Raw genomic sequence first — 20,327 nt, forward strand, 5'->3', positions numbered from 1 at the left:
CCGACACAAGGTCGGCCGTGAATACAGCCGCGCAGCAACGCGACTTTGTGTTTAACGGCCCGGCAAAGATTTTCGCCAGGCCGTGATCTTCTGCAGCGCACTGGCCACGATCATTTCGCCCCAAGGGCCAGTTTGGCGACTTGCGGCGCCGGCTGGTAGCCCGGAATCACCTGGCCATCGGCCAAAACGATGGCCGGCGTGCCGTTCACACCAATGGACTGGCCGAGGGCGAACTGCTTGGAGACCGGGTTCTCGCACTTGGCGGCTTTGATTTCCTTACCGTCGACCATTTTGTCCATGGCCGCTTTCTTGTCCTTGGAGCACCAGACTGCCTGCAATTGCTCATCACCCGGCGAGCCGAGGCCCTGACGCGGGAACGCCACGTAGCGCACCTCGATGCCACGCTTGTTCAGCTCTGGCACTTCGGCGTGCAGTTTGTGGCAGTACGGGCAGGTGGTGTCGGTGAACACGGTAATGTGCGACTTGGTTTCGCCCACCGCCGGGTAGACCACGGTTTCGGCGACCGGGATACCGTTGATCAATTTGGAGATGCCTTGGCGCTCGGTGATCTCGGTGAGATTCACCGGCTTGCCGTCCTTGAGCGCGAACAGGTTGCCCTGGACGATGTACTGACCGTCGGCGCTGGCATACAGCACACGGCTGCCCTGCAGCTTGACCTCATACAGGCCGGACATCGGGCTGGCGGAGATGGCCTCGATCGGCACTTCAAGCTCGAGGTTGGCGAGGCTTTTGCGGATCGCCTGGTCGGCCGCGTCATCGGCGATGGCAAAGGTACTGGCCAACGCAATGGCGGCGGCGGTGAACATCTGGATCAAACGCATGAGGACTCCTGAGGCAAACAAATAGGCGGGGACACCGAGGCAGAGATTCGGGTTCCAGCCGCCCACTGTGCAAACCGGGAAAGCCTACCACATAAGGCCCGTATGGCCGAATTCACCTGTCGCAAGACAACACACGATGTCGGTGTACCAGGTCCCCTGTGGCGAGGGAGCTTGCTCCCGCTCGGCTGCGCAGCAGTCGCAAATGGAGTCACTCCGCTCTCAGGGAAGATCGCGGCTGCTGCATTGGGGCGCTTCGCGCCCAGCGGGAGCAAGCTCCCTCGCCACAAAAGCGGGTGTTCATTCAGCCGCGCGGATGGTGCCTGGCATGCAACTCCTGCAACCGCGCCCGGGCCACATGGGTATAGATCTGGGTGGTGGACAGGTCGCTATGCCCCAGCAGCATCTGCACCACCCGCAGGTCGGCGCCGTGATTGAGCAGGTGCGTGGCGAAGGCATGGCGCAGCGTGTGGGGCGAGAGCGATTTGTTGATCCCGGCCACCTTGGCCTGGTGCTTGATGCGGTGCCAGAAAGTCTGGCGGGTCATCTGCTCGCCGCGCAGGCTGGGAAACAGCACGTCGCTGGGACGCCCGCCCAGCAAGTCATGACGGGCATCGCGCATGTAGCGCTCGACCCAGACGATCGCTTCTTCGCCCATCGGAACCAGGCGCTCCTTGCTGCCCTTGCCCATCACCCGCAACACGCCCTGGCGCAGGTTCACTTGTTCCAGCGTCAGGCTGATCAGTTCAGTGACCCGCAAGCCACAGGCGTACAGCACTTCCAGCATGGCCCGGTCGCGCTGACCGATGGGGTCGCTGAGGTCCGGTGCCGCCAGCAGCGCCTCGACGTCCGCTTCCGACAGGGATTTGGGCAGCGGACGCCCCAGTTGCGGCATTTCCACGCGCAAGGTCGGGTCCACCGCGATCAGCTTTTCCCGCAACAAATAACGATAGAACCCACGCAAGCCAGAGAGAAACCGGGCAGTAGAGCGCGGCTTGTAGTTCTGCTCCAGGCGCCACGCCAGATGATCGAGGATCAACTCCCGCCCGGCATTGGCCAGCTCCAGGTTGTTTTCCTGGAGCCAGCCGTGGAACAGGGCGAGGTCGCTGCGATAGGCATCGCGGGTGTTATCGGACAACCCCTTCTCCAGCCACAGGGCATCGAGAAACTGGTCTATCAGCGGGTGATCGATGGCAGGCATAAAGACTCTTGGGACGGGCGCACACGGCTACGAATGAGAATGAAGCCATGCAGGGTGCGCAAAGACCAAATCGCAGGCAACAAAAAAGCAGCCCGCAGGCTGCTTTTTTTGCATCGGAAGCTGGACTTAAGCCAGTTTTTCCTTGATGCGAGCTGCTTTACCGGACAGGTCACGCAGGTAGTACAGCTTGGCTTTACGCACGTCACCGCGACGCTTCACAGCCATGCTGTCGATCTGCGGGCTGTAGGTCTGGAAAGTACGCTCTACGCCAACACCGTTGGAGATTTTACGAACGGTGAATGCACTGTTTACGCCGCGGTTACGCTTGGCGATAACAACGCCTTCGAACGCTTGCAGACGTGCACGGTCGCCTTCCTTCACTTTCACCTGAACGACAATGGTGTCGCCCGGGGCAAAGGGAGGGATTTCTTTGGTCATCTGCTCTGCTTCGAGTGCAAGGATGATTTTGTTAGTCATGCTGTGCTCCTAAGGCAAGTCATCGGACTTACCATCGATACGTTGTTAACTATCGTCCCGCTCGCGGATGTATTCCTCGAGCAGCTTCTTCTCTTCTCCAGAAAGCGAGCGGCTTTCCAGAAGATCGGCGCGTCGTTCATAGGTCCGACCAAGGGACTGCTGTAAACGCCAACGCCGGATGTGCGCGTGGTTGCCACTTAGCAACACGTCGGGAACACGCTGATCCGCATACACCTCCGGTCGGGTGTAGTGCGGGCAATCCAGCAGACCATCCGTAAAGGAATCTTCCTCGGCGGAATCCGCATGCCCTAAAGCTCCAGGCAGCAGTCGTGTAACCGCATCGATCAGGACCATCGCCGGCAGCTCGCCGCCAGACAGTACATAGTCGCCAATCGACCACTCTTCATCGACATGAGCTTCAATGAAACGCTCGTCAATGCCTTCGTAACGGCCGGCAATCAGGATCAATGCATCCGATTTCGCCAGCTCGCGTACCGCCGACTGAGTCAGCTGACGGCCTTGGGGCGACAGGTAGATCACCTTCGCACCCTCCCCGGCTGCCGTCCTGGCCTGAACCAGTGCATCTTCCAGGGGCTTGATCTTCATCACCATGCCCGGACCACCGCCAAACGGGCGATCGTCCACAGTGTGATGTCGATCCGTGGTGTAGTCCCGCGGATTCCAACAAGTGAGCTGCAACAGCTCCTGTTTCACCGCGCGGCTGGTTATGCCGTACTCGCTGATGGCGGAAAACATCTCGGGAAACAACGTGATGACTTCAACGCGCAGATTAGCCACGTCTAGAAATCCGCATCCCATTCCACCTTCATCTCGCCTGCTGCCAGGTCAACGGCCAACACGCATTGCTCGGTATAGGGCAACAGGCGTTCGCGATCATCCAGGCTGCCGACGCAAGGCTTTACCACCATGACATCGTTCGAACCGGTCTCGAGCAGGTGATCGATCTTCCCGAGCAGTTGCCCGAGGTGGTCGACGACCTTCAGACCTACAAGCTGGTACCAGTAGTACTCGCCGTCGGTCAGTTCAGGGAACAGGTTGCGCGGCACGCAGATCTCATAACCGGCCAGAAGACGCGCTTCTTCACGATCATCGAGACCTTTGAGCTTTGCGACCAGGAACTTGTCGTTCCCACGTCCGCTGACCAGCTCAACCTGTTTCACGCTACCTTCGCGCTTGAGCGTCCAGGTTTTGTAGTCCAACAGGTTTTTGATCGGATCAGTAAAGGAGTAAACCTTCACTTCGCCGCGAACGCCATGAACAGAATAGATCTTGCCGACAACGATCAGATCATCAGCATCTTTTGGCGTCGCGTTCATATGCTCAGGCCGCAGCCTTAGCCGATTCCTTCAACAACTGAGCAACACGCTCAGAAGGCTGTGCACCAACGCTCAGCCAGTAGGCTACGCGCTCTTGGTTCACAGACAGACGGATTTCCTGACCACGGGCAACAGGGTTGAAGAAACCAACCTGTTCCTTGTGGGAACCGTCACGCGGATTGCGGCTGTCGGTTACGGTCAGGTGGTAAAACGGGCGCTTTTTGGAGCCGCCAAGGGCAAGACGGATTGTTAGCATGTGAACATCGTTCCTGTAGTCGGTGCTGCAAATCTAAATGCACAGCGGGCATAGGTGCCCGAAAGGCCGCATATTCTAAGGAATATCCGGACTTTTGCAAATGACTTTTTCCGGCGCATGGCGCCGTGCGATCAAGATTTGCCGTAGAGCCGTCATGAAAAACGGCAGGTAGCTCCCGCATAGCACGGGTTTGCTGGAGATCCCCGCATCCGTGCGGGGCAACGCCGACATGACAGCCGGCGCAGATTCTTTACATTTTCGGCATACCGCCGCCGGGCAACATACCGCCCATGCCGCGCATCATCTTGGCCATCCCGCCCTTGGCGGAGAACTTCTTCATCATCTTCTGCATCTGCTTGTGTTGCTTGATCAAGCGGCCGATGTCCTGCACCTGCGTGCCGGAACCCATGGCGATACGGCGTTTGCGCGAACCACTGATCAGGTCAGGGTCGCGGCGCTCGGCCGGGGTCATGGAGTTGATAATGGCTTCCATCTGCTTGAACTGCTTCTCGGCCGCGCCCTGTGCATTGCCCATTTGCGCCAGGTTCACGCCACCAATGTTCGGCAGTTTGTCCATGAGGCCGCCGAGGCCGCCCATGTTCTTCATCTGTTGCAACTGGTCGCGGAAGTCTTCGAGGTCGAAGCCCTTGCCCTTCTTCAGCTTCTTGGCCAGTTTGTCGGCCTTGTCCTTGTCGAGGGTCTGTTCGGCCTGCTCGATCAGGCTGAGCACGTCGCCCATGCCGAGGATACGCGAGGCGATACGCTCGGGGTGGAACGGCTCGAGCGCCTCGCTCTTCTCGCCCATACCGATAAACTTGATCGGCTTGCCGGTAATCGCGCGGACGGACAGCGCGGCACCGCCACGGGCATCGCCGTCGACCTTGGTCAGGATCACGCCGGTCAGCGGCAGTGCGTCGCCGAAGGCCTTGGCCGTGTTGGCCGCATCCTGGCCGGTCATGGCGTCGACCACGAACAGGGTTTCCACCGGGTTGATCGCGGCGTGCAGTGCCTTGATCTCGCCCATCATCTCTTCATCGATGTGCAGGCGACCGGCGGTGTCGACGATAACCACGTCGATGAACTTGAGCTTCGCTTCCTTTATAGCAGCCTGAGCAATGTCCACCGGCTTCTGGCTCAGGTCGGACGGAAAGAACGTCACGCCGATGTCGTTGGCCAGGGTTTCCAGCTGCTTGATAGCCGCCGGGCGATAGATGTCCGCGGACACCACCATCACCGACTTCTTCTTGCGCTCTTTAAGGAAGCGCGCCAGCTTGCCGGCAGTGGTGGTCTTGCCCGCGCCCTGCAGGCCGGCCATCAGCACGACCGCCGGAGGCACGGCGCTCAGGTTCAGGTCTTCGTTGGCGGCGCCCATCAGGCTTTCGAGTTCGGCCTGGACAATCTTCACGAAGGCCTGGCCCGGCGTCAGGCTGCGCGACACTTCGGTGCCGACGGCGCGTTCCTTCACCGAATTGACGAAGTCCTTGACCACCGGCAGGGCGACGTCGGCTTCGAGCAACGCCATGCGCACTTCGCGCAGGGTGTCTTTGATGTTGTCTTCGGTCAGTTTCGCCTTGCCGGTGACATGGCGCAGCGTCTGCGAGAGACGGTCGGTTAGGTTTTCAAACATGCGCGATCCTTTCAGGCCCAGATAAGACCGGGATAATGGCGGCCCAGACCGTGAAATATGTGCTCGGCGAGCCTGCGGCGTGGGCAGGTCGCGGATTATAGCGAAGAAGCGTGCGACGTACACCTCGCCGTCGGTTGCGGTGGTCTTTCGTGCGGTGGGGGTTCTATGCCAAACTCAGCGCCTTTCGGGCTTGCCTAACAGGATTTATGCTCCCCTTGTCACCCAGCTTGCTTGCTTCCCTCGCCGCCGCTTGTCTTTATGCCGCTGCGACCTTCTATCAGGGCACCCGCCTGGCCTCCGGCGCCAAGGCGAACAAGCGCCTGCTGGTCACGCTCGGCGTGCTGGCGGTGCTTGTCCACGCGGCCAGTCTTGTCACCCACCTGATGACGCCGATCGGCCTGGGCCTGGACTTCTTCAATGCCGCCAGCCTGATTGCCGTGGCCGTGATTGCCCTGACGCTGCTGGCCTGCTCGCGCATCCCCGTGGAAAACCTGCTGGTGCTGCTGTTCCCGCTGGGACTGGCCACGGTGCTGCTGGCGCAGTTCGCGCCGTCGGGTACTGTGCAGATCATCGACGAAGAGCCAGGCATTCTCGCTCATATCCTGTTGTCGATCCTCGCCTACGGCCTGTTCACCATCGCGGTATTCCAGGCATTGCTGCTGCTGGTGCAAGACCACCAGCTCAAGCACAAGCACCCGTCCGGGCTGATCCGCAACTTTCCGCCGCTGCAAACGATGGAAAGCCTGCTGTTCGGTTTCCTCTGGGCCGGCTGGACGCTGCTGTCGCTGTCGCTGATTTCCGGCTGGCTGTTCGTTGAAAACCTGTTCGCCCAACACCTGGTGCACAAGACATTGTTGGCGTGCCTGGCGTGGATCGTGTTCAGTGTGCTGCTGTGGGGGCGTAATCGTCTCGGCTGGCGGGGCCACAAGGCAATTCGCTGGACCCTGGCCGGATTCTGCCTGCTGATGCTCGCCTACTTCGGCAGCAAGCTGGTCCGCGAATACATCCTGCATGTCTGACGGACGACACTGATGGATAGGCTGCCCTTGGGGCCATTGTTTGCGGTAATGGTCGTGCTGATCCTCTGGTCGGCGCTGTTCACGGCCATCGAAGCGGCCCAACAGTATCTGCTCGCGCAACGCAAAGCGTCGCGCTCTGGCGACAAGCCACTGGCGAAGCTGAACTTCCCTATCGCCAGCCTGATCCTGGGCAACACCCTCTGTCGTGCGCTGGCCGTGGTAATCGGCACCTGGCTGGCGATTTTTGCCTGGCTGGAAAACGGCCCGTGGCTGGCCTGGCTCGGCACCAGCGCGGCCTTGCTGGTTTTTGCCGACTACCTGCCTCGCACCCTGGCGACCCGCTACCCCGACGCGGTGCTGGGCCTGGGCAACAGCTTGCTCGCCCTGCCGCTGAAAATTGTCTATCCGGCCGCCTGGTTGCTCAACGGTTTCAGTCAGTTGCTGCTGCGCCCGTTTGCCCGCAAGACCGGCGCTGTCCAGCACAGCGACGATGAGATGCCCGCACCGCCGCGCGCTGAGCATGAACAGGAACACAGCGGCCGGGTCCATCCGGTATCCGGCATCCACGCGCTGGACAACATCACCGTCAACGACATCCTCGTGCCCCGCAGCGAGGTGGACGGGATCAACCTCGACGACCCTATCGGCGAAATCATCGAACAGCTGCGCCTGAACCGTCGGACCCGCCTGCCGGTGTTCCACAGCGACATCAACCAGGTCGAAGCGGTGCTCAACACTCGCCAGATCCGCCACCTGCTGGCGGACGCGAGCCTGACCAAGGAAGCGCTGCTGAGCGCTTGCCACGAGCCTTACTTCGTCCCCGAGAGCACGCCGCTGCAACTGCAGTTGCTCAACTTCCACAAGCAGCAGCGACGCCTGGGCATGGTGGTGGATGAATACGGTGAAGTACTGGGCATCGTGACCCTGGAAGACATCCTCGAGGAAATCGTCGGCGAGTTCGAAAGCGAGCACAGCCTCGACAATCCTCATGTCCATCCCCAGCCCGATGGCCGCCTGATGATCGAGGGCGCGGCGTCGATCCGCGAGTTGAACAAGACCCTCGGCTGGCACCTGCCTTGCGATGGTCCCAAGACGCTCAACGGCCTGGTCACCGAAGCGCTGGAAACCATCCCCGAAAGTCCGGTCTGCCTGAAGATCGGCCGCTACCGGCTGGAAATCATCGAGACCGTCGACAACCGCGTCAGCCAGGTGCTGGTGTGGCATAACAGCTCGGTGCCGGTGGTTATCTAACCGCCGTACCCGTGGCGAGGGAGCTTGCTCCCGCTGGGCGGCGCAGCAGCCCCAAAGCATCCACCCCAACCTGCCTGACACACCGAGTGCTCAGGTTTCAGGGCCGCTGCGCAGCCCAGCGGGAGCAAGCTCCCTCGCCACAAAAGCTCAGCACACACTTCAATATTGTGCGCAGGCTCTCTTGTCGACTCGTTAGCCCCCTTCCTATACTCAACCCGCTTACCCAGCCCCGCCCGAACCCAGTGCTTACCCGGCACTCAGACCGTTCCGGGCAGTCCACCGGCAATATCCGCTGTAACCCTGCGACTGTTCCTACCCGAAACAGCGACAGCGCCCCAACCCACATCCCTGGGTGTTCGACCATAATAATTCGCTCCAACGGAGCACATGACTGTCAGGGATAACCGCATGACCACCATCACTTGCAATGACGCCGTGGCGAACCAACCGACCAACTCGGCCACCCGCGTGGCAACCGCGAGTTTCATCGGCACCGCCATCGAGTTCTACGATTTCTACGTCTACGCGACCGCTGCCGCCCTGGTGATCGGGCCGGTATTCTTTCCGCAAACCTCGGGCACGGCACAGATGCTGTCGTCCTTCCTGACGTTCGGCATCGCCTTCCTCGCCCGGCCGCTGGGCTCGGCGCTGTTCGGCCATTTCGGCGACCGGATCGGGCGCAAGTCCACCCTGGTGGCGTCGCTGCTGTTGATGGGCGTGTGCACCACACTCATCGGCGTGCTGCCCGGCTATGCCAGCATTGGCGCGTGGGCGCCGATTCTCCTGTGCCTGCTGCGTTTCGGCCAGGGCCTGGGGCTGGGCGGTGAATGGGGCGGCGCGGCGTTGCTCGCCACCGAGAACGCCCCGAAAGGCAAGCGCGCCTGGTTTGGCATGTTCCCCCAACTGGGCCCCTCCATCGGCTTCCTGGCGGCCAACGGATTGTTCCTGACCCTGGCCATGACCCTCGACGACGAGCAGTTCCGCTCCTGGGGCTGGCGAATTCCGTTCCTGCTGAGCGCCGCCCTGGTCATCGTTGGCCTTTATGTGCGTCTCAAGCTCCATGAAACGCCGGTCTTCGCCAACGCGGTGGCCCGTCAGGAACGGGTGAAAATCCCCTTGGTCGAGCTGTTCAGCCAGTATTGGGCGCCAACATTGCTCGGCGCGGCCGCGATGGTGGTGTGTTACGCCCTGTTCTACATCTCGACGGTATTTTCCCTGAGCTATGGCGTGTCCACCCTCGGTTACAGCCGCGAGACCTTCCTCGGCCTGCTGTGCTTTGCCGTGCTGTTCATGGCCGCTGCCACGCCGCTATCGGCCTGGGCCAGCGATCGCTACGGGCGCAAGCCGGTACTGGTTATCGGCGGCGTCCTGGCGATTGCCTCGGGTTTCCTCATGGAACCGTTGCTGACCCACGGTTCCACCGCCGGCGTGGCATTGTTCCTGTGCATCGAACTGTTCCTGATGGGCGTGACTTTCGCCCCCATGGGTGCGTTGCTGCCGGAGCTGTTTCCCACACACGTGCGCTACACCGGCGCGTCGGCGGCCTACAACCTGGGCGGCATCGTCGGCGCGTCGGCGGCACCGTTCTTCGCCCAGAAACTGGTGGCGATGGGCGGCCTGAGCTACGTCGGTGGATACGTTTCCGCAGCGGCGGTGCTCAGCGTTATCGCGGTACTGTGCCTTAAGGAAACGCGTCATAACGACTTGAATCGCATCGGTTGACGCGGTGGCGAGGGACCATTCCCTCGCCACATCAACCTGTCGCCAGCCTGAACGCAGACCATTGAAATAACCCCTGACAATTATCCAGCATTGAAACAACCCCTCACCTGCCCCATCTAAGACCCATACTCCATTGCGCAGGTGCCCCATGAGCGACCAGCACTCGACTGAAGCAAACGACGAATACGCAGACGCCGAACAGATCGAACACACCGTTTCCGGTACGGGCCTGGCCCTGCCCGGCCAGAGCCTGCCGGACAAGGTCTACATCATCCCGATCCACAATCGTCCGTTCTTCCCGGCCCAGGTACTGCCGGTCATCGTCAACGAAGAACCGTGGGCCGAGACCCTGGAGCTGGTGGCCAAGTCCGATCACCATTCCCTGGCGTTGTTCTTCATGGACACGCCCCAGGAAGACCCGCGCCACTTCGACACCTCGAAACTGCCGCTGTACGGCACACTGGTGAAGGTCCACCACGCCAGCCGTGAGGCCGGCAAATTGCAGTTCGTTGCCCAGGGCCTGACCCGCGTGCGCATTCGCACCTGGCTCAAGCACCATCGCCCGCCGTACCTGGTGGAAGTCGAATACCCGCATCAGCCAAGCGAGCCGACCGACGAGGTCAAGGCCTACGGCATGGCGCTGATCAATGCGATCAAGGAACTGCTGCCGCTCAACCCGCTGTACAGCGAAGAGCTGAAGAACTACCTCAACCGCTTCAGCCCCAACGACCCTTCGCCGTTGACCGACTTTGCCGCCGCGCTCACCTCCGCCACCGGCAGCGAATTGCAGGAAGTGCTCGATTGCGTGCCGATGCTCAAGCGCATGGAAAAAGTCCTGCCGATGCTGCGCAAGGAAGTCGAAGTGGCGCGGCTGCAGAAAGAGATTTCCGCCGAGGTCAACAGCAAGATCGGCGAACATCAGCGCCAGTTCTTTCTAAAGGAACAACTCAAGGTCATCCAGCAGGAGCTGGGCTTGACCAAGGACGACCGCAGCGCCGACCTGGAACAATTCGAACAGCGCCTGGAGGGCAAGGTGCTGCCGGCCCAGGCACAGAAACGCATCGAAGAGGAAATGAACAAGCTCTCGATCCTGGAAACCGGCTCGCCGGAATACGCCGTTACGCGTAATTACCTCGATTGGGCAACATCGGTGCCGTGGGGCGTGTATGGCCAGGACAAACTTGACCTCAAGCACGCCCGCAAGATTCTCGACCAGCACCACGCCGGCCTGGACGACATCAAGGACCGCATCCTGGAATTCCTCGCGGTGGGCGCCTATAAAGGCGAGATCAGCGGTTCGATCGTTTTGCTGGTTGGCCCTCCGGGTGTGGGCAAGACCAGCGTCGGCAAGTCCATTGCCGAATCCCTCGGGCGGCCGTTCTATCGTTTCAGTGTCGGCGGCATGCGCGACGAGGCCGAAATCAAGGGCCACCGACGCACCTACATCGGCGCCCAGCCGGGCAAGCTGGTGCAGGCGCTCAAGGACGTCGAAGTGATGAACCCGGTGATCATGCTCGACGAAATCGACAAGATGGGCCAGAGCTACCAGGGCGACCCGGCTTCCGCGCTGCTGGAAACCCTCGACCCGGAACAGAACGTCGAATTCCTCGACCATTACCTGGACATGCGCCTGGACCTGTCGAAAGTGCTCTTCGTGTGCACAGCGAACACTTTGGACTCGATTCCCGGCCCGCTGCTGGATCGGATGGAAGTGATTCGCCTGTCGGGCTATATCACCGAAGAAAAAGTCGCCATCGCCAAGCGCCACTTATGGCCCAAGCAACTCGCCAAGGCCGGCGTTTCCAAGGGCAGCCTGAGCATCAACGACAGCGCCCTCAAGGCACTGATCGACGGTTATGCCCGGGAGGCCGGCGTCCGTCAGTTGGAAAAACAGCTGGGCAAACTGGTGCGCAAGGCGGTGATGAAGCTGATCGACGAGCCGAAAGCCGTGATCAAACTCGGGCCGAAGGATCTCGAGGCGTCCCTGGGCAAACCGGTATTTCGCAATGAGCAGGTGCTGTCCGGCATTGGCGTGATCACCGGCCTGGCCTGGACCAGCATGGGCGGCGCGACCCTGCCGATCGAGGCAACGCGTATCCACACGCTCAATCGCGGCTTCAAGCTCACCGGGCAGCTGGGCGAAGTCATGAAGGAATCGGCTGAAATTGCCCACAGCTACGTCAGTTCGCACCTGAAGCAATTTGGCGGTGATCCGAAGTTTTTCGATGAGGCTTTTGTTCACCTGCACGTACCGGAAGGCGCCACGCCCAAGGACGGCCCGAGTGCCGGCGTGACCATGGCCAGCGCCCTGCTGTCCCTGGCGCGTAACCAGCCGCCGAAAAAAGGCGTGGCCATGACCGGTGAACTGACCCTTACCGGGCATGTCCTGCCGATTGGCGGCGTGCGCGAAAAAGTCATCGCGGCGCGTCGGCAGAAGATCAATGAATTGATCCTGCCGGACGCCAACCGGGGCAATTTCGAGGAACTGCCGGACTACCTCAAGGAAGGTGTCACGGTGCACTTTGCCAAGCGGTTTGCGGATGTGGCGAAGGTGTTGTTCTGACGGTCCTGTAGTGCCTGTGCTGGCGCCTTCGCGAGCAGGCTCGCTCCCACAGGGGAATCGGTGTGGATCACGAATCAGGTGAACGACACAAATCCACTGTGGGAGTGAGCCTGCTCGCGAAGGGCCTCCGGCATCAACACATCCTCACCTGACACACTAAGTAGCATCTTCGGTTATGCTCGCCGTTCGTCGTGAACGCCGGAGCCCTTATGTCTCTCACCCGCCTGCTCGTACCCGTCAGCCTCGCCTTGTTGAGTGCCTGTGCCATGCAACCGAAACACAACGTGACGGTCGAGAAGCTTAGCCAATGCCCGGTGCAGCTCAATAACGGCCAGAACCTGATCCTGAGCCTGCCGACCAACCCCAGCACCGGCTACCGATGGACAGTTCAGGATTCAGCCGGCGGCGTGTTGAAGGCGTTGGGCCCGGAGGTCTATCGCAACCCGGAAGACGCCGGCATCGTCGGCGCCGCCGGGGTGTCAACCTGGCGCTTCCAGGCATTCAACGCCGGCACTGGGCGCTTGCGCCTGACGTATCAACAACCCTGGGCGCCTGAAGTACCGCCTGTGGAAACCTTCGACTGCGCCATTTCGGTGAATTGAACGTGGTTGGCTGATACTCGTGCTGATGGGTGCGGCCACCTTTCTCCTCCAAAAACATCACTAACAGAGATTAAATGTGCGAGCGAGCAAGCTCGCTCCCACAGGTTTTTTGGTTAAAATGCCGGCCTTTTCACTATCCCTGCCGCCGGAACCGTCGTGAGCAAAGAACCCGATCGCCTATTCGCCCAGCCCTTGGCCCAGGTGCCCGACTTCGCCTTCAATGAAGACGTGGTTCGAGTGTTCCCGGACATGATCAAGCGCTCGGTGCCAGGCTACCCGACCATCGTCGAGAACCTCGGCGTGCTCGCCGCGCAGTTCGCCCAGCCCAATAGCGTGCTGTATGACCTCGGTTCGTCCCTGGGCGCCGTGACCCAGGCGCTGCGCCGTCATGTGCGCACCGACGGTTGCCGGGTGATCGCGGTGGATAACTCGGCGGCGATGGTCGAGCGCTGCCGCGAATACCTCAACGGCCAGGACTCGATGTTCCAGGAGCTGTTGCCGGTGGAGGTGATCGAAGGCGACATCCTTGCGCTGGCGTTCCAGCCGGCCTCGGTGGTGGCGTTGAACTTCACGCTGCAATTCATCGCACCCGAAGAACGCACCGCGTTGCTGACCCGTATCCGTCAGTCCTTGCTGCCCGGCGGCGCCTTGATCCTCTCGGAAAAACTGCGCTTCAACGATGCCGAGGAACATACCCTGCTGACCGACCTGCACGTGGCGTTCAAGCGCGCCAACGGCTACAGCGAACTGGAAATTGCTCAGAAACGCAGCGCCATCGAAAACGTCATGAAGCCCGACAGCCTCGAAGAACACCGCGAGCGCCTGCTGGCGGCCGGCTTCTCGAAAGTCGTGCCGTGGTTCCAGTGTCTTAACTTCGCCTCGTTGATTGCCTTGCCATGATTGATCTGTCCCCCCTCGCCCGCCATCTGGCCGGCACGCCCCTGGCCGACTGGGCCGCGACGCTGCAAACGCAGCTCGATATCAAAATGGAAAAGGGCCACGGCGACCTGGAGCGTTGGCAAAGCGCCCTCGATGCGCTGCCGGCCTTGCAGCCCACCACCGTGGATCTGCTGAACGGGCTGACGCTGGACGCAGATTGCTCTGACGAAACCCACGCCCAGATGCGTACCGCGCTGATGGGTCTTTCTCCGTGGCGCAAGGGCCCGTTCGATCTGTTTGGCGTGCACGTGGACACCGAATGGCGCTCGGACTGGAAATGGTCACGCGTCGCCCCGCACCTGGACCTCAAGGGCAAGCGCATCCTCGATGTCGGCTGCGGCAACGGCTACTACATGTGGCGGATGCTCGGTGCCGGCGCGGACACGGTGATTGGCGTCGACCCGAACTGGCTGTTCTTCTGCCAGTTCCAGGCGGTGCAGCGCTACCTGTCACAGCCCAACGCCTGGCACCTGCCGTTCCCATTCGAAGCCCTGCCGCCGGAGCTGGAAGGTTTTGACACGGTCTTCTCCATGGGCGTCTTCTACCACCGCCGCTCGCCGATAGAGCATCTGTTGGCCTTGAAGGACTGCCTGGTAAAAGGCGGTGAGCTGGTGCTCGAAACATTGGTGATCGAAGGCGACGAACACCAGGTGCTGGTGCCCGAGGACCGCTACGCGCAGATGCGCAACGTCTGGTTCCTACCGTCGGTCCCCGCCCTTGAGCGCTGGCTGCGCCGCGCCGGGTTCAGCGATGTGCGTTGCGTGGACGTCAGCCTGACGACCGTGGAGGAACAGCGCAGCACCGAGTGGATGAAGTACCAGTCACTGAGCGATTTCCTCGATCCTGCGGACCACAGTAAAACCATCGAAGGACTGCCGGCGCCGATGCGGGCGGTGATTGTGGCGCGTAAGTAAACAGCCCAAGCAACACGACACCCTAGTAGGGAGCAATGGGCTCTAAAGGCTTGCTTATCATCGTGGCGAGGGAGCTTGCTCCCGCTGGGCTGCGCAGCAGCCCCCGCCCCTTCACCACGATGCACCTGGAAAAACCGGTTAGCAGGTTTTACGACTGCTGCGCAGCCGAGCGGGAGCAAGCTCCCTCGCCACAGGGTTGTGTGTTCAATTTTGGGATCTGGCTCGCCTGGCCTTGAAAAACTCGCTCAACACCGCGCTGCACTCCTCCGCCAACACCCCGCCCTCGAACATCACTCGATGATTCAAGAATCCCTGGCTGAAAAACTGCCCCTGGCTCTGCACGATCCCAGCCTTGGGCTCCAGCGCCCCGTAGACGACCCGGGCGACGCGTGAGTGGACGATGAGGCCGGCGCACATGCTGCACGGTTCCAGCGTCACATACAGCGTGCTGCCGGGCAGGCGATAGTTGTTCACCGCCTGGGCAGCGGCGCGGATGGCGACCATCTCCGCGTGGGCGCTGGGGTCGTGGCCACTGATCGGGCAGTTGAAGCCACGCCCGATGATCTCACCGTCCTGCACCAGCACCGCGCCCACCGGTACTTCGCCCAGCGCGGCGCCTTGGGCGGCGAGGGCCAGGGCCTCACGCATGAAATCCTGGTCGCGGCTGCGGTCGATGATCCGCGCGGGACGAATCTGGCGCATCACGCCACCTCGATGGCGGCCATCAGGCCGGTTTCCATATGATCGATCACATGGCAGTGGAACATCCACACGCCGGGATTATCCGCCACCAGCGCCACCTGTGCCCGCTCGTTCTTGCCCAGCAGGTAGGTGTCGGTGAAATACGGAATGACCTTGTGCCGGTTCGACGCAATCACCTTGAAGCTCATGCCGTGCAGATGGATCGGGTGCTGGTACTGGGTCATGTTCTTCAATTCGAATATATAGCTCTGGCCTTTCTTCAGCGTGGCAATCGGCCGATCGGCGCAGGTCTTGTCGGTGATATCCCAGGCCTTGCCATTGATTTGCCACAGGCTCGGCGGCTTGCCATTGTCGACATTGACCGAGACCGAACCGACCCATTCGAAATTGAAGTTGAGTTTCTGCGCATTGGCCAGGTCCGGCTCGGCCACCGGGTTAGGCGGCAACGCCGGCGGCCACTGGGTCGGTGCGTCACTGTTGGGCACCGAACGCAGCGTCCCCAGGCGCACCGGGCCATTGCGCAACGACAACTCTTCACCGGCCGGCGGCGCCTTGATCGCCAGGCAGATGCGCATACCCGGGCCCAGCCAGTACTCCTTGCCCAACGGGCGCGGCTCGATGGGGTTACCGTCCAGCGCATAGATCTGCGCTTCAACGCCGGGGATATTGATGCGGTAAGTCAGCGTGTTGTCGAGGTTCAGCAAACGCACCCGGGTAATCTGCCCGGCCGGCAAATCAATCACCGCCTGGGGCACGCCGTTGATCGTCGACAGCCGCCCGGCCGTGCCGCCACGCGCCGCCTCGCGAGGGATGCTGAACGCGACGAACTCGCCCTGCTCGTCCACATGCCAACTCTTGAGGCTCAACGTCTGCTCGTATTTGAAGCCGGTAGGCTCACGCTCTTCGATGATCAGCGGCCCCACCAGCCCGCGTCCGAGCTCCTCGCTGCTGTTGACGTGCGGGTGATACCAATAGCTGCCGGCATCCGGCACGCGGAATTTGTAATCGAAGTACTCGCCTGGCAACACCGGCAGTTGCGAGACATACGGTACGCCGTCCATCTCCAGTGGCAAACGGATACCGTGCCAGTGAATGGTCGTCGCGACCGGCAAATGATTGATGAAGCGAACCCGCAACCACTCGCCCTGGCGCACCCGCAGCTCGGTACCCGGCGCCGAAGGGCCAAAAGCCCAGGCCTGGGTCTTGTGCCCGGCCACCAGCTCCATGTCCAGCGGCGCCGCGATCAATTCATAGTCGTGACCGGCCTCTGAATCGGCCATCTTGCCCAACCAATACCGCGACGCGCCTCCCGCACCTACGCCAACGACAACAAGACCGGCCAGGCCACCGAGTATTTGGCGACGGGTAAAAGACATGAACGCGACTACCTCTTGAATCTGCGACGGGCCGGCGGGGCCCGGAAAAGGCGAATACGATACACCTGCAATTGAGAAAGATTAAGTGAAGGATTGTCGCGGGACGCGCTCGGGCGATGAACCCCTTTTTCAAACTTGATGTCCAGGCAATGGATTTGTGTTGCTTCGTCCCACCGGAAAATGTTCGGATACCGGTCTAAGCGGGACCGCACGGTATCTTTCATACAAAGGGATTTATTCATGAGCAAAATTGGCGCTTGCATCACTCTGTCTGCAACCCTGGCATTTGCCGTATCCACAGCTTTCGCGGCGGTTCCCACCGATATTTCGGGTGTCGCCCTTGGCTCGACTCTGGAAGAAGCCAAAGATGCGATCATGAAAGCCAACCAGGCCTATACGATCAGCCCGCTGAAAACTGTCGATGGCACCGAGGCCGGCGTGACAGCCGTGACCAACAAGACTCTTGCCCAAGCCGACCAGTTTGCCGCGCTTCAAGACGATGCTGGCAAGGTATGGTTTGTCGGGCATATGAAGCACTACGAAGAAGGGTCGCGTATCCCACTCGACAATCTGGTGGCATCGCTGACCGAAAAATTCGGCCCGACCTCGTTCCGCAATTCCCAGATGGGAGAAGTCATGTACTGGGAGTTTGACCGAAACGGCAAGCTGTATAAGGGTGTAGACCAAGTCTTTAACGACCGTGGCATTGGTCCTTGCGCGCAGGTGCACTTTAGCAATATGCATATTCCTGGCGTTTCCTTCCCTGCACCACAAAACTTCCCATCCGAGTGCAGCCTTCTGATCATGGCTTATTCACAACCTGATCAGGACAAGATGGTGCGTGAGTTCTCTCTGAGCGTAACCGATGTCAAGAGCATGTATGACCAGTTGAATGCCAAAGAGACGCAAGCAAAGGCGGAACAGGCCAGGAAACTGGAGGAAGAAAAATCCAAGGCGGCCAAACCGAACATCTGACCCCCCGGGACGCAAAAGGCCCGCATCATCCGGGCCTTTGCTTTTTTGCTAGCGACTACCGTTCAAAACACTCCCAGTCAATCGTCGTCGGCGGCTTGCTCGACACCTCGTATCTCACGCGAGACACGCCTTCGATTCGTTGACGAGTTCAGGACTGTCTCCCAACCAAAGCCTCCAGCTCTTTGAAAGCCATGCCAGGCATTCACCGGCCTTCTTTCGCCACGCTGACCTGAAACGCCACCTAGGCCACATCCAATACGTTCCCGGTAAGCGGATAGTTGCCTCTGGCCTGCAGCCAATCAACACGATGCGCAGAAGGCGGCTCCTTGAATGTCAAAAAATAGCGGGCTCCTTTTCGCGATCCGTGATCGACCGTCTCGATATCGCATCCGATACCGGGATCTGCCTGCCATTCGTGATGGACTTGCAGGAGCGGCGCGTGATTTGGGCCGATCTGGGGCTCACGTCATCTCCGCGGTGGAACAACGTTCAGAACAACCTGAGTGGGATATCGTTGATGCTGCGGGCCTTGGTGCATACGCCACGTCCGGATTTGGAGACGCTGTTCGATTTACATGCACGAGCCCGAGGAGAACGGGTGGCTTCGCCACAACAGGCACAGGCGGTATTTGCGCTTCATCAGGGGGTAACGCCGTTCGATACGGACTTGATTCGATCACGATTTCTCTAATAGCTAAGCCAGCCGTTGCCATCCAATCCGGGCGTAACGAACTTCGCATGAAGGACTTCAGCGGTCGACGGGCTTCCCCGGACGATATCGATCAATCACAGCAGCCCCCGCTCCGCCGTCCTCCGCAAACGCCCGCGAGACGGCGTCAACGATTTCGGCCCACACCCCGACCTGTTGCAGGACGGGCATTTCCTTGGCAAGCACATTGCTCAACTCGCCGCGATTCTGCTCGATTGAACGCAGTACTCGATCCGCTTGGTGGTCGGGCATCTCGACTACCTCCTTCAGCATCGCGCGCGCCCGCGCGTGGCTGCGCAGATAACGAGACTCTTCGCGCATCTGCTCAGTCAACGTCCGGCCAATGATATTGGCCAGAAACACGGTATGAGGTCCGAGATCCGGATAACGCCACAGCGGTCGGGCCTGGTCAGCGCCCTGAAAAGAGAAGTTCGACACCACACCATCTGGATAGGTGGCCTGCATGGGCTCGAAGACTACTCGCTCGCGTACAGCCTGCATGAGCGGCTTGGACACCTGGTCCAGCACCCGGTCGTAGCTGCGGCGCTCGCCCACGTCATCTGTAATGACCGCTGAGATCGGCAGAATTACCGGATCCGGAATCGCGCCGTCGCGTCGCAGTACGTCGTTGACCAAAAACCGGTGCACACGACCGTTGCCGTCAGCGAGCGGGTGTATATAGACGAAACCAAAGGCTGCGACTGCGCTGCGCATTACCGGCGACTGGCCCTGCGTCCTCTCGAGGAACACTCCCAGCCCTTCAAGCATCGCGTCGATTTCATCGGCCGCCGGGGCGACGTAATGAACGACCTCCTCGTAGCGCACCGTTTCGCCGACGAAAACCGGAGACTGACGCACGCCGAAGTGGGTGATCGTCGTCCGATCACCGAGAATTTCCTGCTGCAACTCTGCCAGCGCGGCATTGCTCAATGGGACCGCACCTTGCCCTGTACGACGCGCCATTACGTCGGCAAAGCGTTGCACCCGCCCTACCCGGTCGGCCTCGCCTTCGATGGCGAAGCTGGCCTTGCTCTCGCGTAGCGTCATCCAGACCGCCGACCGCATCAGCAGATCCTCGCCGAACTCGTCTGTCAGTTCAACGAACAGGCGTGGAACGTCCAGTTCGACCGCACGCATTACCGCCTCGGTCTTGACCACGCAGGGGCAGAATTCACGCGTGCCGGGCAGGTTGTCATTTACCCGCCAGCGCTGCACTTTCACCACTTGGTCGCGGGATGCCGACACCAGCTTGGCTTCGTCAATGACATCGACGTAATTGCCGCCCAAGCGCTCGGGCACGACCAAAGTGTTTCCGGTCAGCCATTCATACAGAAACGCAGCACGACGCGCGTACTGCCCAGTAGGCTCGACCGTAACCCAGTCCTGGACGAAAACAGGCCCGGTCTTCTCGAACAGACGGGCAAGGAACTCCAGATGCGGGACTTCATGACGCAGATGGAACTGCAAATGTGCAGCCGGCTCCTCATCCGGCCGCATCGCCTCGGTGTAGGTCTCCAGACGAAAGCCATCGATGACTTGAGTTGCGCGTCGCCCGCCTACTTGACTCATCACCGGCAGTCGCCCCAAAGGCCGCACATCATAGATTTGGGCCAGCCAGGCGGCGCCTATCGCGTCTGCGGGCAAATCGGTCATATAGGGCCTCCGCGGACAAGTTGAGTTTTAGGGGCTAAAAAATGATGTCGTGCCGCCTGATCTGGTCAGCTAACGATTAAGATGGGATAAAAACGATTAGATAACAAGAGCTGTGCGCAAAAACGATTATTTCAACAACCGGCTCGTCAGAGCTGAGAAAGAGGC

General features: G+C 60.6%; 20 protein-coding genes. 9 read left to right on the top strand and 11 right to left on the bottom strand.

Annotated features, from left to right (window positions below; all coding sequences use genetic code 11):
• Nucleotides 1–110 precede the first annotated feature (110 nt).
• The 7 genes from M1E16_RS22115 to ffh form a co-directional block, all read right to left on the bottom strand.
• The gene (locus M1E16_RS22115; RefSeq protein ID WP_305499030.1) at nt 111–842 is read right to left on the bottom strand and encodes a DsbC family protein; all 732 of its coding nucleotides are present in this window, start codon (nt 840–842) and stop codon (nt 111–113) included.
• Nucleotides 843–1,143: 301 nt separating this feature from the next.
• Nucleotides 1,144–2,040 (bottom strand): site-specific tyrosine recombinase XerD, encoded by an 897-nt coding sequence (xerD, locus tag M1E16_RS22120; protein WP_434696896.1) that lies wholly within the window; start codon nt 2,038–2,040, stop codon nt 1,144–1,146.
• Between the two features lie 126 nt (nt 2,041–2,166).
• Nucleotides 2,167–2,517, bottom strand: a complete 351-nt coding sequence (gene rplS / locus M1E16_RS22125; RefSeq protein WP_305499028.1) for a 50S ribosomal protein L19 — start codon at nt 2,515–2,517, stop codon at nt 2,167–2,169.
• Nucleotides 2,518–2,562: 45 nt separating this feature from the next.
• The gene (gene trmD, locus M1E16_RS22130) at nt 2,563–3,336 is read right to left on the bottom strand and encodes a tRNA (guanosine(37)-N1)-methyltransferase TrmD (RefSeq protein ID WP_434572025.1); all 774 of its coding nucleotides are present in this window, start codon (nt 3,334–3,336) and stop codon (nt 2,563–2,565) included.
• Complete coding sequence (rimM, locus tag M1E16_RS22135) at nt 3,318–3,854, bottom strand: ribosome maturation factor RimM (protein WP_458128375.1); 537 nt, start codon at nt 3,852–3,854, stop codon at nt 3,318–3,320. Before rimM ends, trmD begins: the two co-directional genes overlap by 19 nt.
• A 4-nt stretch (nt 3,855–3,858) precedes the next feature.
• Nucleotides 3,859–4,110 (bottom strand): 30S ribosomal protein S16, encoded by a 252-nt coding sequence (rpsP, locus tag M1E16_RS22140; RefSeq protein ID WP_003185073.1) that lies wholly within the window; start codon nt 4,108–4,110, stop codon nt 3,859–3,861.
• A gap of 250 nt (nt 4,111–4,360) precedes the next feature.
• Complete coding sequence (gene ffh / locus M1E16_RS22145) at nt 4,361–5,737, bottom strand: signal recognition particle protein (RefSeq protein WP_135843856.1); 1,377 nt, start codon at nt 5,735–5,737, stop codon at nt 4,361–4,363.
• Between the two features lie 206 nt (nt 5,738–5,943).
• On the opposite strand from ffh, the gene M1E16_RS22150 reads away from it, so the two are divergent.
• From M1E16_RS22150 to cmoB, 7 genes are all read left to right on the top strand, one after another.
• Nucleotides 5,944–6,756 carry a cytochrome C assembly family protein gene (locus tag M1E16_RS22150; RefSeq protein WP_305499026.1) on the top strand — a complete coding sequence of 271 codons (813 nt, stop codon included), beginning with the start codon at nt 5,944–5,946 and terminating at the stop codon, nt 6,754–6,756.
• A gap of 12 nt (nt 6,757–6,768) precedes the next feature.
• Nucleotides 6,769–8,007, top strand: coding sequence for an HlyC/CorC family transporter (locus M1E16_RS22155; protein WP_434601754.1), 1,239 nt, complete (start codon nt 6,769–6,771; stop codon nt 8,005–8,007).
• Between the two features lie 408 nt (nt 8,008–8,415).
• On the top strand, nt 8,416–9,729 hold the full coding sequence (locus M1E16_RS22160; protein ID WP_458128376.1) for an MFS transporter: 1,314 nt from the start codon (nt 8,416–8,418) through the stop codon (nt 9,727–9,729).
• Nucleotides 9,730–9,877: 148 nt separating this feature from the next.
• Nucleotides 9,878–12,292: an endopeptidase La gene (lon, locus tag M1E16_RS22165; protein ID WP_458128377.1), complete on the top strand. Its 2,415-nt coding sequence runs from the start codon at nt 9,878–9,880 to the stop codon at nt 12,290–12,292.
• A gap of 209 nt (nt 12,293–12,501) precedes the next feature.
• The gene (locus M1E16_RS22170) at nt 12,502–12,894 is read left to right on the top strand and encodes a protease inhibitor I42 family protein (protein ID WP_434572015.1); all 393 of its coding nucleotides are present in this window, start codon (nt 12,502–12,504) and stop codon (nt 12,892–12,894) included.
• A gap of 156 nt (nt 12,895–13,050) precedes the next feature.
• Complete coding sequence (gene cmoA / locus M1E16_RS22175; protein ID WP_458128378.1) at nt 13,051–13,794, top strand: carboxy-S-adenosyl-L-methionine synthase CmoA; 744 nt, start codon at nt 13,051–13,053, stop codon at nt 13,792–13,794.
• A complete protein-coding gene (cmoB, locus tag M1E16_RS22180) occupies nt 13,791–14,747 on the top strand; it encodes a tRNA 5-methoxyuridine(34)/uridine 5-oxyacetic acid(34) synthase CmoB (protein ID WP_458128379.1) in 957 nt (318 codons plus the stop codon). The genes cmoA and cmoB overlap by 4 nt, the downstream gene beginning before the upstream one ends.
• Before the next feature lie 204 nt (nt 14,748–14,951).
• Here the strand turns inward: cmoB and tadA are convergent, their stop codons facing one another.
• Together tadA and M1E16_RS22190 are read right to left on the bottom strand one after the other, a co-directional pair.
• Complete coding sequence (tadA, locus tag M1E16_RS22185; protein WP_458128380.1) at nt 14,952–15,449, bottom strand: tRNA adenosine(34) deaminase TadA; 498 nt, start codon at nt 15,447–15,449, stop codon at nt 14,952–14,954.
• The gene (locus tag M1E16_RS22190; protein ID WP_458128381.1) at nt 15,449–16,825 is read right to left on the bottom strand and encodes a multicopper oxidase family protein; all 1,377 of its coding nucleotides are present in this window, start codon (nt 16,823–16,825) and stop codon (nt 15,449–15,451) included. Before M1E16_RS22190 ends, tadA begins: the two co-directional genes overlap by 1 nt.
• A gap of 240 nt (nt 16,826–17,065) precedes the next feature.
• On the opposite strand from M1E16_RS22190, the gene M1E16_RS22195 reads away from it, so the two are divergent.
• Nucleotides 17,066–17,800, top strand: coding sequence for a hypothetical protein (locus M1E16_RS22195; RefSeq protein WP_434601760.1), 735 nt, complete (start codon nt 17,066–17,068; stop codon nt 17,798–17,800).
• A 55-nt stretch (nt 17,801–17,855) separates the two neighbouring features.
• Here M1E16_RS22195 and M1E16_RS22200 read toward each other — a convergent pair whose 3' ends face one another.
• Entirely contained in the window at nt 17,856–17,927 is a 72-nt protein-coding gene (locus tag M1E16_RS22200) for a hypothetical protein (protein WP_458130362.1), read from the bottom strand.
• A gap of 237 nt (nt 17,928–18,164) precedes the next feature.
• On the opposite strand from M1E16_RS22200, the gene M1E16_RS22205 reads away from it, so the two are divergent.
• Nucleotides 18,165–18,491, top strand: a complete 327-nt coding sequence (locus tag M1E16_RS22205; RefSeq protein ID WP_458128382.1) for a hypothetical protein — start codon at nt 18,165–18,167, stop codon at nt 18,489–18,491.
• Nucleotides 18,492–18,548: 57 nt separating this feature from the next.
• Here M1E16_RS22205 and M1E16_RS22210 read toward each other — a convergent pair whose 3' ends face one another.
• The gene (locus tag M1E16_RS22210; RefSeq protein WP_458128383.1) at nt 18,549–20,162 is read right to left on the bottom strand and encodes a Fic family protein; all 1,614 of its coding nucleotides are present in this window, start codon (nt 20,160–20,162) and stop codon (nt 18,549–18,551) included.
• Nucleotides 20,163–20,327: the final 165 nt, after the last annotated feature.

Source organism: Pseudomonas sp. Z2-11 (genome assembly GCF_054161305.1).